8 protein-coding genes and 1 pseudogene are annotated in these 12,992 nt (G+C 66.9%); 4 read left to right on the top strand and 5 right to left on the bottom strand.

Annotated features, from left to right (window positions below; translation table 11 throughout):
• Positions 1 to 8: 8 nt before the first annotated feature.
• On the top strand, positions 9 to 1,091 hold the full coding sequence (gene trpD / locus BN4346_RS38645; RefSeq protein ID WP_067974438.1) for an anthranilate phosphoribosyltransferase: 1,083 nt from the start codon (positions 9 to 11) through the stop codon (positions 1,089 to 1,091).
• Positions 1,092 to 1,365: 274 nt separating this feature from the next.
• Here trpD and BN4346_RS38640 read toward each other — a convergent pair.
• A pseudogene (locus BN4346_RS38640) lies at positions 1,366 to 2,817 on the bottom strand (DEDD exonuclease domain-containing protein); the annotation flags it as partial.
• A 101-nt stretch (positions 2,818 to 2,918) separates the two neighbouring features.
• On the opposite strand from BN4346_RS38640, the gene BN4346_RS38635 reads away from it, so the two are divergent.
• From BN4346_RS38635 to BN4346_RS38625, 3 genes are all read left to right on the top strand, one after another.
• A complete protein-coding gene (locus BN4346_RS38635) occupies positions 2,919 to 3,185 on the top strand; it encodes a hypothetical protein (RefSeq protein WP_235653662.1) in 267 nt (88 codons plus the stop codon).
• A gap of 183 nt (positions 3,186 to 3,368) precedes the next feature.
• Positions 3,369 to 4,505, top strand: a complete 1,137-nt coding sequence (gene ripC, locus BN4346_RS38630; protein ID WP_096867549.1) for a peptidoglycan hydrolase RipC — start codon at positions 3,369 to 3,371, stop codon at positions 4,503 to 4,505.
• A 67-nt stretch (positions 4,506 to 4,572) separates the two neighbouring features.
• Positions 4,573 to 5,346: an eCIS core domain-containing protein gene (locus BN4346_RS38625; protein ID WP_235653661.1), complete on the top strand. Its 774-nt coding sequence runs from the start codon at positions 4,573 to 4,575 to the stop codon at positions 5,344 to 5,346.
• Here BN4346_RS38625 and BN4346_RS38620 read toward each other — a convergent pair.
• From BN4346_RS38620 to BN4346_RS38605, 4 genes are all read right to left on the bottom strand, one after another.
• Complete coding sequence (locus tag BN4346_RS38620; RefSeq protein ID WP_078058708.1) at positions 5,327 to 7,063, bottom strand: AMP-binding protein; 1,737 nt, start codon at positions 7,061 to 7,063, stop codon at positions 5,327 to 5,329. The two genes, BN4346_RS38625 and BN4346_RS38620, sit on opposite strands and share 20 nt — an antisense overlap.
• 56 nt (positions 7,064 to 7,119) lie before the next feature.
• Positions 7,120 to 8,250: an acyltransferase PE gene (pe, locus tag BN4346_RS38615; RefSeq protein ID WP_067973996.1), complete on the bottom strand. Its 1,131-nt coding sequence runs from the start codon at positions 8,248 to 8,250 to the stop codon at positions 7,120 to 7,122.
• Between the two features lie 69 nt (positions 8,251 to 8,319).
• Positions 8,320 to 11,319, bottom strand: a complete 3,000-nt coding sequence (locus BN4346_RS38610) for an MMPL/RND family transporter (RefSeq protein WP_067973992.1) — start codon at positions 11,317 to 11,319, stop codon at positions 8,320 to 8,322.
• 17 nt (positions 11,320 to 11,336) lie between these two features.
• Positions 11,337 to 12,758, bottom strand: a complete 1,422-nt coding sequence (locus tag BN4346_RS38605; RefSeq protein WP_067973988.1) for a condensation domain-containing protein — start codon at positions 12,756 to 12,758, stop codon at positions 11,337 to 11,339.
• Positions 12,759 to 12,992: the final 234 nt, after the last annotated feature.

The following is a 12,992-nucleotide window of genomic DNA, read 5'->3' as shown; positions in this document are numbered from 1 at the left end:
ATCGGCGCGTGGTCGAGCCAGGTAGTGCGACGCAGCCGAAAGCGCAGATAGGGCAGTGGCGACAGGTCCTGGGCGGTCTGACGTCCGGTAGCGATCTGCCGCGGGGCCAGGCGGCCTGGGCGATGGAGCAGATCATGGCCGGCGCCGCCACGTCTGCTCAGATCGCGGCGTTCGGGGTGGCGATGCAGATGAAGGGCCCGACCGCCGCCGAGGTGGGCGAGCTGGCCGATGTCATGCTGGCCTACGGCCGCAAGGTGCCGACCGACAACATCGGCACCGACACCGTCGACGTGGTGGGCACCGGCGGGGACGGTGCCAACACGGTGAATCTGTCCACCATGGCAGCGATCGTGGTGGCCGCCGCAGGCGTGCCGGTGGTCAAACACGGCAACCGGTCGGCGGGCTCGCTGTCCGGGGGCGCCGACACCCTGGAGGCGCTGGGGGTCCGCATCGACCTGGGGCCCGACGAGGTGGCGCGCAGTGTCGCCGAGGTCGGCATCGGATTCTGCTTCGCCCCGCAATTTCAGCCGTCGTATCGCAATGCCTCGGTGGCGCGGCGCGAGATCGGCGTCCCGACGGTGTTCAACCTGCTGGGACCGCTGACCAACCCGGCGCGACCGCGGGCCGGGCTGATCGGGTGCGCGTTCGGCGAGTTGGCCGAGGTGATGGCCGGTGTGTTCGCGGCGCGGCGGTCCAGCGTGCTGGTGGTGCACGGCGACGACGGCCTTGACGAACTGACCACCACCACGACCAGCACGATCTGGCGAGTGCAGGCCGGCACCATCGATCGGCTGACGTTCGACCCGGCCGGTTTCGGGTTCGCCCGCGCCGAGGTGAGCGAGCTGCTCGGCGGCGATGCGCAGGCCAACGCCGAGGAGGCCCGCTCGGTGCTGGCCGGAACCAAGGGCGCGGTGCGCGACGCCGTGGTGCTCAACGCGGCCGGCGCGATGGTGGCCCACGCGGGCCTATCCAGCAGCGCTGAGTGGTTGCCGGCCTGGGAGGACGGGTTGGCGCGCGCGGCCGAGGCGATCGACAGCGGCGCGGCCGAACAGCTGTTGGCTCGCTGGGTCCGCTTCGGCGCCCAGCTCTGAGGCCAGCCGCGCCGAGCGGGCCAGCGCCGCCCACGAGGTCCACGGTCCGGCCGAAGCCAGCGGGGACACCCACCCGAGGGCACCGTCGACCCGCACGATGCGCACTCCGGGCGCTGCCAGCCAACGAGCGATAAGCATGGTCTCCTCGACCAGAGCGCCGGCCAACGGCGCCGGCTCGGGTAGCACCGTCTCGGCCCCCAACGTGATCGCATCGACGACCGGCATCGGCGGGACCCCCCGCAGCCAGCCGGCCGTGGCGGATCACCGCCAGCTGCCACCCACCGGTGCCATCCGGCGCCGCGGCCACCAGCTCGGGCAGGGCCACCAGGGCGCGGGCGCGCTGGCTGCGCCACAGCGCATCAATGGCTGCCGCGGTGCGGTCGCGCAGCCGCGCGGCACTTTCGTAGTGGCCGCGATCAGCCAGCGCGTTCACCTGCTGCACGGCGATGCCCAGGGCGGTGTTGTCGGCACCGTCGAGCAACGCGGCCGCACGTCCGACCGCTTCGGCGTACTCGTCTGCGGTGGTGTTCGCCGTCGCTGGGCAGGGGCTGACTTCGGCTGGCGGACAACAGTGCCGACTGTTCCGGCTCAATCGCGTTGTGCAGGTTCGTATTCCGGTGTACCGCGATAGCAGGGCGGCGGTCTCGGCGGCCTCGGCCCGAGAGCGGAACGGGCCGATGGCACGGTCGTGCCGCGGAGTGCGCGCGACGGTCAGGCGCGGGAAAGCCTCGGCCGTCAACGTGATCCACCACCATCGCCGGGGAAACTTCGATCGTCGGTTGTAGGGCGGCGCGTGGGTGGCCAGCATCCGCAGTTCGCGCACCCCGGCCTCCAGTGGATGTGCGCATTCGACGTGATCGATCCGGGTGGCCAGCGCCACCATCTCGGCGATGCGGCTGCGGCGTTCGGAGCCGTTGAAGTACTGCGCGACCCGGCGGCGCAGGTTGGTGGAGGTGCCGATGTAGAGCACTTCGTCGGACGGGCCGCGGAACAGGTAGACCCCGGGCCGGTGCGGCAGCCCGACGGCCAGGCTGCGCTTGCGGCGCTGGGCGGGTGTGGTGTGCGACAGGTAGGCGCGCAGGTCGACGTAGGTGTTGACTTGCTGGTTGCCGAGCCGCGCGATCAGCGCGTGCAGGACATCGACGGTGGCGCGGGCATCGTCGAGTGCCCGGTGGGTGGGGGTGGTGCTCACCGCGAAGAGCCGAGACAACTCGGCAAGGCGGACACTGGGTGCCTCGTCCCGGCTGAGCACCCGGCGTGCCAGTCGCACCGTGCACAGCACCGGCGGCCGCGGCCAGGCCAGATCACAACGTCGTGCGGCGGCGGTCAGGAATCCGACGTCAAACCCGGCGTTGTGGGCTACCAGCACCGAACCGCGGTCGAATCCGGCGAACTCGAGGAAGGACGGCAGCACGGCGTCGATCGTGGGGGCCTCATGGACCATGGCGGTGGTGATCCCGGTCAGCCGGACGATCTGCGGCGGAATGCCGCGCTGCGGGTTGATCAGCGTGGCGAACTCGCCCTCGACCACCCCACCACGCACCTTGACCGCGCCGATCTCGGTGATGGCGTCCGCTTCGTCGTCCCCGCGAGGCGAGGCCCGGCCGCCGGTGGTCTCGAGGTCCACCACCACGAACGTGGTGTCGCGCAGGGTGGCCGGGGTGGCGTCGAATTCGGCTTCGAAATGGGGGAAGCTCAGCTGCCCTGTGTCCGAGCCGGTGGTCATGTACCGAACCGTAGGCCGGTCCACTGACACCGGCGGTTCAGCAAAGCCAGGGTGTCGGTGCCCGGAGTTAGCGTGCCGGCAACTGAACGAGAGGAATCGTCATGGGACAGATCTCGGGACACTCGGATGACCGCGGCGCTCGCCGGGCGGATTCGGATCCGATGGTGATCGACTGCGATGACTGTGCGGTGCGCGGACCGGCGTGCCGGGATTGTGTGGTCAGCGTGTTGCTGGGTGTGCCCAACGAACTACTCGAAGACGAGCGGGCAGCGCTGGATGTGCTCGCCGAGGCCGGGATGGCGCCCCGATTGCGGCTGGTCCCGATCCGGGGCGAGCGCGGGCCGGCGCGCCGCTCGGGCGTAGCCTGACCAGGGCTGGGCCCAGACGAGCGGCCTTAGAACTTTCACAATCCTGACTGTTACTGTCAGCAATTCGTGATGGACAACGACGTTGCCATTCCGTAACCTATTCGAGACCTTACGTTTCGGCGGCGGTATACCCCCTGTACCGCCCTGGGCAGTGTTAAGGATGCAATCTTGGAGCTCGAACGTATGCAGTGGCGTCTGCGTGCTTTGAGGCGCCCTGCCCTCGGCGCCGCGGCCGGCTTGGTGGCCGGTGTCACGACTTTGAGCAGCGTGTTGGTCGGAAACGTCCACGCAGACCCGGCGGACGACGCCCTGGCGAAGCTCAGCGAACTGTCCCGGCAGGCCGAGCAGACCACCGAGGCCATGCACACCGCGCAGCTCAATCTCGATGAGAAGCTCGCCGCGCAGCAGGCCGCGGACAACGCGCACACCGCCGATCAAGCTGCCCTGGATGCGGCCCGGGATCAGCTGTCCACCTACCGAGCGGCCGTCAATCGATTCGCCGCCACCACCTACATGGGTGGCCGGGTCGGCGGCGCGGACGCCATCCTGACCGCCGAGTCGCCGCAACAACTGATCGACAAGCTCGGTGTGCAGCGGGTGGTCTCCGGCGACCTCGCCGTGCAACTGGACCGTTTTCGTACCGCCAGCGAGCAGGCCAATCAGGCTGAACAGGCCTCCGCCAAATCGGCTGATGACGCCCGGACGGCAGCCGAGCAGGCCGCCGCGGTGCGCGCCGAGCTGCAGTCCCGCCAAAGCCGACTGCAGCTGCAGATCTCGGTGGTGAAATCGCAGTACTACGCACTGACGCCGCAGCAGCGCACGGCGATGGCCGCGCCTGGCGCAGGGCCCGAAGCCGTACCGGGCGAGCCCGCCCCCGAGGGCATGCCGCCGGCACCCGGTTTCCCGGGATTCCCGATGCCCGGATCCGACGCGCCGCCCCCGATGGACATGGCGATGGCCGCGCCCGGTGGCGGGTCTGCCGCGACCGCCGTGCAGGCGGCGTTGACCCAGGTCGGCACGCCTTACGTCTGGGGCGGGGCCGCGCCGGGCGGCTTCGACTGCTCCGGACTGGTGATGTGGGCGTTCCATCAGGCCGGCATCAACCTGCCGCACTCCAGCCAGGCGCAGGCCAACGGCGGGCAGGCGGTGTCGCTGTCCGACCTGCAGCCCGGTGACGTGCTGACCTTCTATTCGGACGCGTCGCACTCGGGCATCTACGTCGGCGACGGCATGATGATCCACTCGTCCACCTACGGTCAGCCGGTCCGGGTGGTCCCGATGAACTCGTCCGGCCCGATCCACAACGCCCGCCGTTACTGAGCGCCGGGGAATCCGCCGCCTGCTGGCGGCGCTGCTGGTTGTCGAGTTGATCAGCGGTGTCGCCTTTTTGGGCACAGCCGTTCGCCGGCCGGCGGCGGTGCCGCTGATCGTGGGCGATGATCGCAGCGTCATTCTGGAGAACCTTGGTGGCCGGCCCGGCGCGGAACTGCTGGCGCGGGTGGCCGCAGAGATCGGGCCTGCCGTCGACGCGGTCGAAGCGTTCTGGGGGACCGACTGGTCGCATCGCATCCAGGTGACGGCCACCGGCTCGGATCGGCAGTTCGTCGAACTTGCCGGACATGACAGCGCCGATGTTGCGCAGTGGTCGGATGTTGCGGCGGTCGCGGTCGCCGACCGGGTGGATCCGGAGCGTCGGACCGCGAGTGGTCAGCGGATCGTCTTCGCGCCCGGCGCAGACGCGATGAGCACCCCAGCGCTACGAATCGTGTTGACCCATGAGCTTTTTCACTACGCCGCCCGCACCGACACCGCGCTCGATGCGCCGCGCTGGCTCATCGAGGGGGTAGCCGATTTCGTTGCACGACCCACCGGGGATCGGGCGAGCGGGCCGACCGGACCGGTGCTGGCGTTGCCCTCGGATGCCGACCTGGATGCTCCCGGACCGCGACGGGCGCAGGCCTATGACCGGGCGTGGGAGTTCGCTCGTTTCGTGGCCGAGCGCTTCGGGACGGCCAAGCTGCGTGAGCTCTATCTGACGGTTTGCGGTCCCGGGCATCTCGAGCCGGCGGTGGCCGTGCCGCTGGTGCTCGGTGTCGACCTGCCCGAGCTGCTCGCCGGGTGGCAGCGCTGGGCGGACGCTCTTAGGCGTCCAACCGGGTGAACTCGTCCCGGCGGTGCTGCTCGGCACAGGCGGCGCGCCGGATCTTGCCGCTCGTCGTGGTGGGGATCTCGCCGGGCGCCACCAGCACGAGGTCTCCGACGGTCAAGCCGTGTTCCGTGGCGATTGCCGCGGTGACCTCGTTGGCGATGCGGGCGAGCTGCTGCACTGCCTCGTCGCCGGCAGCATCGCGCCGCTTGATCTCGATGATGGTGACCAGCTTCTCGGTATCCCCGGCTCGGACGGCTATCGCCGCGACTCGACCCCCGGTGATCTGTTGGACCGTGGTCTCAATGTCCTCGGGGTAGTAGTTGCGTCCGCGGATGATCAGCAGATCCTTGATGCGTCCGACGATGAACAGCTCACCCTCGTAGAGAAATCCCTGGTCGCCGGTGCGCAGCCAGGGGCCGTCGGGTGTGCCCGGTGATGGTTCGGCAAGTGTGGCGCCGAAACAGGTCTGCTCCTCGGGCGGTTTGCGCCAGTAGCCGTCGGAGACATTGGCGCCATGCACCCAGATCTCGCCGACCACGCCCGGCGGGCACTCACGGCCGATGTCGTTGTCGTCGACGATCCGCAGCGTGGGTGACGGCGGCACACGGTAGGGGACCAACGCAGTGCCCTTGCCCGGTGCGCACCGCTGAGCGCGGCCTGCGCCCAAGTCAACGACATCGAAGTGCACCGCCGGTGCTGCTTCGCTCCAGGTGCCGGCGGCTACGAAGACGGTCGCCTCCGCCAAACCGTACGACGGGCGCATCATTTCGTCCCGTAAATTGAAGTGCGCGAATCGATCCACGAATCTGTGCAGAGTGGCTGCCTCGACACGCTCGGCGCCGCTGATGATCCCCAGCACCGCGCCGAGGTCCAGTCCGCTCAGATCGCCGTCGGTCGTCTTGCGGGCGGCCAGATCGAAAGCGAAGTTCGGGGCCGCCGACCAGGTGTGCGGACTTCGCGCCAGTGCCTGGATCCATCGGGCCGGTCGTTCCAGGAACGAAACCGGGCTGGTCAGCTCGCCGCGGAAGCCGCCCAGGATCGGCGCGCAGACGCCCAGTACCAAACCCATGTCGTGGTAGAAGGGCAGCCACGACACCATGGTGAGATCTGACGGGACGGTGGTTCCGGCGAAATAGCTGCGCATCAACTGCTCGAAATTGGTTTGTAGATTGCCATGCGAGATCATCACCCCGGTCGGCTGCCGGGTTGATCCCGAGCTGTACTGCAAATACGCGATACTCGGCAAATCGGTTATCCGGGAGCCTGATTCGCCGTTAGCGTCTAAGTGCATCGAGTCGATTTCGACGATCTTCGGCACGATGTCCAGGCGGGCCGCATCAATGTACTCGGCGACGTCTTGGGTGACCGCGGACGTGGTCAGGACCACCGCAGGCGAGGTATCGGCCAAGACCGCACTGACCCGCTCGTGACCTGAGCCGCGGTGTGGCAACGGGAGCGGGACCGCGACCAGCCCGGCCTGCATGGATCCCAGAAACGCCGCGATGTAATCCAGCGACTGCGGGGCCAGGATCACCGCCCGGTCGCCCACGGATCCGTGGGAGCTGAGCTCGCGCGCCACGTTGAATGTCCGGCGGGACAGCTGTGACCAGGTGAGGCTCTCGCGGATTCCTTCCCAGTCTTGTTCGTAGTTCGTGAAGGTGAACGCGACGTCGTGGGGTCGCAGGCTGGCACGCCCATGCAGCATCGACAGAATGGATGGCTGAGGCATAGGCGTCACATTACGTCCGTACTAGTTCATGGAAAAGGTGTAGGCCAGCGGGCCGATCAGCCCTTGGTGCCCGTGGACATTCCGGACAACACCGACATTGCGCCGTTCAGGATCTGCGAGACCGGGTCGGCCCCGCCGCCGAAGGTGGCCTGGGTGGCCGGTGCGGTGACGGCTGCCGGGTCGAAACCATTGATCGGGTCTACCTGGACCGGAGCGGTCGCCGGATCGTCGTTGCGTGAATAGGCTGCGTTCACCCGGGGCAGCAGTATCGCGTCCAGCTTATTGAGCGTATCTTCGTCAATCCCGATGTACGACAACGGCATAACGAGGGGGAGGTGCTTTTCGGGGATGAGATAGGTCGTTGTCGTCGCGCCTCTGGAGTTCACCGTTGTCCTGATGTTCTGCGGCGGCACCATGCTCGGGTTGGTGAAGGCCACCGCGGTGTGGCCGGTTGCCAGGCCCATGAGGGTGTTGGCGAGGGCCAACAGGTTGTCCGGCCGGTCCGGAAAGTCGGCGATCGAGTCGTAGGCGGAGACGAACATCTTGGTGTCGTATTGGCTCTCCACCGGAGCCGGGACGCGGTAGTCCATCGCCGGAACGACGGATCCGACCGGGAACATGGCGGTCAGGAAGCTCTGGCCGAAGGCGTGCCGCGCAATGGGGTCGCCGAATGTGGCGAAGTTCAGCTTGTCCGGCGGGGGAGCGGTTGGGTCGGTTGCCAGCCGGGCCTGCACGGCGTCGAGCACCAGCGAGCCCTCCGACAGCCCGATCGCGGTGCCGGGACCGCCGTTGCGGATCGCCGCGTACAGGTTGCCTTCGCCCTCGTCGACCGACTCGCCGATGCTGGGGCCGTCCGCCCCCAGACCGGGGAAGGATTCGTCGAGCTTGCCGATGCCCGGGAAGAGGCGCTCCAGCACGTGCCCCTGCACCTGGCCGGCGGGATAGTGCACGATCTGTCGTTTCAGACCCGGGAACCATTCAGCCCCTTCGCGGCGGATGTACTCGTCGTAGGGGATACCCAGCACGTGGGCGCCGCCGAGCGCATATGCGTTCCGATGGCCCGAATTATTCGCCGTCCCGCCGGGCGTGTCGCTGCCGGGCGTGTCGTCGGCCGCGCTGGTCCCGGCACTGAAGCAGGTGGCGCCCAGGGTCACCAGCGCCGTACATCCTGCTATGAGCTTCTTCATCCTTGCCACCCCCGACGGCTCGGCTCGCCTTGTAGTCTCACACAGATCGCTCGCACGGGTCACCCCTCCTTACGCCTCGTTGCGCCCCCGCTGTGATGGCCGTGATAGCTGGGACGGCCACCAGTTGGCCCGCCCGGCCAGTGCGGCAATGGCGGGCACCGTGATGGTGCGGACCAGGAAGGTGTCCAGCAAGATCCCGACACCGATGACGAGACCCCCCTGAACCACGGTACTGATGCTGGAGAACAACAGGCCGCACATCGAGGCGGCGAAGATCACGCCCGCCGCGGTGATCACCCCGCCGGTCGAACTCAGGGTGCGGATCACCCCGTAGCGGACGCTGTGCGGCGATTCGTCGCGCATCCGTGATACGAGCAGCATGTTGTAGTCGGCTCCGACCGCGATCAGCACCACGAACGCCAGCGGGGGCACGGTCCAATGCAGTTGCTGTCCGCCGATGAACTGGATTAACAGCACACCGATACCCAGCGCAGACAGATAAGAGATCACCACGGAGGCCACCAGGTAGAGCGGTGCGACGACAGCACGCAGCAGCGCGATCAACGTCAGCAGCACAACCAGGAGGGTGGCGATGATGATGAACCGGATGTCGTGCTGGTAGTAGTCGCGGGTGTCCCGCAGGCTCGCGGTGTAGCCGGTCATCGATACCGTGGCATCGGCCAATGCGGTGTTGGGCTGGGCGCTGCGAGCGGCATCACCGATGGCGTCGATCTGGTCCATCGCCGCGGTGCTGAACGGATTCAGTTCGGTTTGCACCAGGTACCGCACCGAGTGGCCGTCCGGCGACATGAATATCTTGGCGGCCTCGGTGAATTCGTTCAACTGCAGCAGTTGCGGCGGGATATTGAAGCCGGCCTGGGCTGGTTGCGCCGCACCGGTTTTCAGCGTCAGCAGGAACGTCGCGGCAGCATCCAACTCGGCGCCCATCTGTTTGACCTGCTTGACCAGTTCGGCCACGCCGTCCGCGATTTGCCGGCTGCCGCCGGCGACGCGGTCCGCTCCGTCTTGCATGGACCTCAGGTTGGTCTGCAGGCCGCCGGGTTTGTCCATTCCCATGGATTGCATCGCGGTGGTGAGGTTGGCAAGCGCGGTGCGCACGCGGTTGATCGAAGCGTTCAGGGACTGCTGGTCCGGGATCGACTGCATTTGCTGCGCGAGATCGCTGATCGCGTCGAGGTCTTCCCGGTTGCGGCCGCCGAGCAGCTGTTCGAACGCCCCGCGGGTGGCGCTGCAGGACGTATCCAGATCGCAGATCGGGTTGCCCTGCAGCGCTGCCAACACCGGGCCTATCCAGCCGAACATGTTCTTGCCGGCGGAGAAATTCCAGCCCATGGAATTGCTGATGGCGTTGACGTGGTCGACGAGTTTGGCCGCGGTGTCGACCTCCTTGACCAGGGTGTCGCCGCCGTACTGGTTCTTCATCGAGGAGAAGGAGTTGACCACCTCCTGGACGCTGGCCGACAGGCGTTTGACCTGGCCGCGCACATCGCGCAGGTTGGTGGCCAGCGTCTCGGCTCCGGCGGCCAGCCGGTTGAGGTCGCTGGATCGGCCGCTGATCTCGGCGGACCCGTCGGCTAGGAAGCCGCCGATGGCGCCGGCCTGATAGGTAGCCCGGAATTCTTCCGGTACGGCTCCGGTGGGGCGGGTGATGCCAGTGACCGCGGCGACGTGCGGAACTTGGCTGACGCGTTGGGCCATCTGCTCCAGGTCAGCGAGCGCCTCCGGAGTGCGCAGGTCGTTCGGCGACTGGACCAGGATGTATTCCGGAATCGACTGGTTCACCGGGAAGTGTTGCTCCAGCGCCGCATATCCGAGGGAACTAGGAGCCGACGGCCGCAGGGCCTTGCGATCGTCGTAGTTGTAGCGCACGAAGGCTGCGCAGCCGGCCAGCGCGGCCAACACGAGCAGACTGGCCAGCAGGTGGGCCTTCGGCCTGCGCACAATGCGAATACCCGACTTGCGCCACAATCGAGCGGTCAACTCGCGACGCGGTTTGACCCAGCCCCGTGCCCCGGCCAGCACCAGAATCGCCGGCAGTAACGTTAGCGCGGCAAGGAATGCCACGCCGATGCCGATCGCCGCCGACGAACCGACCGTCTTGAAGACGCCCATCCGGGCGAAGCTGATCACCAGAAAAGTGATTCCGACGGTTGCGGCGGAGGCGGCAATCACCTTGCCGATCGACATCATCGCGCCCTTGACCGCTTGATCTGAATCCGCTCCCGACCGCAACTGGTCGTGGTAGCGGCTGATCAGGAAGACCGCGTAATCCGTTCCGGCACCGGCCATGATCGCGCTCAGAAAGACGACGGACTGGTTGGAGACGCCCGAGTCCGTCAACTGGGAGTATCCGGCCACCAGCGCTTGGGCGATCACCAGAGATATCCCGATGGATATCAGTGGCAGCAGCATCGTGATCGGGCTGCGGTACACCACCAGCAGAACCAGGAGCACCAGCACCGCGATCGCCAGTTCAATGGGAAGCCGGTCGTGCTCGCCGGCGACCGTCAGGTCGGCAACGGTTGCCGCCGGACCGGTCAGATGTGCGGTCAGCGCCGACCCCTCCGGGGCCTGCTCCAACGCGTGATCGACCAGCGCGCCGATCCGGTTGAATGCGGCGAATGACTGGGGCGTCCCCAGTTCGCCGGCGACTCCGACCGGCACCACCCACGCTTTCTCGTCCTTGCTGGTCACGATCGGACGCAGCGGTGGCGTGGTGATGAAATCCTGGAGCATCACCACGTTTTCGGTGTCGCGGCGCAGCGCATCGACCAGCTTGCGGTACACGGACTCGTCGGCGTGATTGAGCCCGTTGTCATCCGTCAGGACCACCAGCAGTAGGTCTTCGGATCCCGATTCCTGAAACGCCTCGGCCATCTTCTGTGCGGTGACGCTTGAGGGCGCATCGCTGGGCAGGATCGCGAGCGGATGCTGCTGGGCCATCTCGCCGAGAGAGGGGAAGGCCAGAGGCAGTGCTGCCGCGATCGCGATCCAGATCCCGATGACCGCCAAGGGCCATCGCACCACCAGCTCTGCCAATCGCCGCATACTGCCCTGCCCCCCTGTTATGCGACGCGACCCCAGTGCCCGCTGTCCGCGACCCGTACGCACACGGACCTCATCGCCTCCATGTAGCGCGTAGCTGATTTCTGGGCGATCGGGTTGTCGGGATGCATGATCGCCATGACCGTCCCCTCGCCGTACCGGAAGATATAGATGGTCAATTGATAGGAATAGCGGCCGTCGGGGTAGATGCCGATATTGTTCGCAAGCCCCATATCGCCAGCGGCGAGAATGGCGTTGAGCGGCGCGGCTCCGCCGTGCAGGAAGTTCGACACCGGGAAGTTCGGCCGTGGCCAGTTCAGCCACGGCGCCAATTCCAGCACCCGGTAATACGGCACCCTGGCCATATCCAGACCGGAATCGAACGACGTCTGTGCGGCCCAGGCCGCATCCGAAAAGGAGGCCGCCGCGATGGGCACGGTGATCGGGATCAGCCCGGTGAACCAGCCCTGAGTCATGAAATTGTCAGCCGCAGTTCGGGAATCCCGGGGAGTGAGTCCGTAGTAGGTGAGTGCACCGGTGAACTCATGCTCCACCAGGGCCAGGCAGGCGAACAATCCTCCGACGAAGCGCGCGCCGACCGCATTGCAGGCTGTCTCGAATCGATCAGTCTGGCCGGTGTCCATCAACAGCTCAGAGGACATATCGCTACGGGTTGAATCCGACGGGTCGCCCAAGGGGAGCGGAAATTCCGGAAAGCCATCGCCGTTGTTCTCGGCGAAGTCCAACCAGGCCCGCACGCCGGGTGAATCCGCGGTCAGCGCCGAGGTGTATTCCCGCTCCCGAACGCAGAAATCGCCGTAGCTGCCGGCATCGGGAAGTGCCAGTGCGCTGCCGCCGCCACTCAACGCCGAGTACATGCCGTTGGCCTCCAGCATGGTGGTGCCGATCAGCGTGGCATCGCCGTGGACATGATCCATCGCAGCAAAGAACGTGAAGTTGTGTTCGCATTGAATGATCCCGAAGGTGAAACAACCCCACTCCAGCGGTGCGGGGATTGCCACGACATGGGCGCGTATTTCGTCAGCCGTCATCCTGCCGTGGTCGACGGGCCCAAATTCGATATCGGCCGGATCGCTGAGGGCATGTCTGATGAACTCGCCGTCACCCGATTCCTCGAACCAGCTGCGGAAGGTGTCGTGCCTGCGCAGGTAGGCGTTGAGCGCCTGATCCATCGCGGAGACATCGCACTGACCCGGCAGTTCACAGCTCGCGATGATCTGACGTGAGAAGCTCAAACCGGCCGCTGTGCGCTCACAATAATTTCGCAGATGCTGAGCCTGCATGTAGCTGACCGGCACCGAGCTGACCGGAGCCTGCCGGGCCTTTTCGGTGGCCGCTGCCGTGGGATGCCAGGAGGTGACCGCGCCGGGGCTCAGGGTCCATTCATCGAGCGATCCGACGGTGATCTTGCCGATGCGCAAACTGCCCCTCCTCGCTTGGACCCCCCGGCCATGCTGCGGCGAAGCCAGGATAGCTTGCCCGGCTGATCTCCGATACGTGACGGGTCAGCGCGCTCCGACGCGGACTGCGGGTAGTCGTCGCTGCTACCTGAGTGAAGTACGCCGAGTTCGCCAGGGATCCGCCAACAGCTATTGCAATACCGACCGATGGCGGGGGAGTCTGGTTGGGCAATTCGGGCCGGCTGCGGGGGGAGC

This window comes from Mycolicibacter icosiumassiliensis (assembly GCF_900078685.2).
Lineage (GTDB): Bacteria > Actinomycetota > Actinomycetes > Mycobacteriales > Mycobacteriaceae > Mycobacterium > Mycobacterium icosiumassiliensis.
This window is presented reverse-complemented; position numbering and strand designations above follow the sequence as displayed.

Bases quoted from the DNA above. Each gene is read 5' to 3' on its own strand.
- BN4346_RS38610 (WP_067973992.1), bottom strand. From the start codon at position 11,319: ATGCGGCGATTGGCAGAGCTGGTGGTGCGATGGCCCTTGGCGGTCATC.
- BN4346_RS38635 (WP_235653662.1), top strand. From the start codon at position 2,919: ATGGGACAGATCTCGGGACACTCGGATGACCGCGGCGCTCGCCGGGCG.
- ripC (WP_096867549.1), top strand. From the start codon at position 3,369: ATGCAGTGGCGTCTGCGTGCTTTGAGGCGCCCTGCCCTCGGCGCCGCG.
- pe (WP_067973996.1), bottom strand. From the start codon at position 8,250: ATGAAGAAGCTCATAGCAGGATGTACGGCGCTGGTGACCCTGGGCGCC.
- BN4346_RS38620 (WP_078058708.1), bottom strand. From the start codon at position 7,063: ATGCCTCAGCCATCCATTCTGTCGATGCTGCATGGGCGTGCCAGCCTG.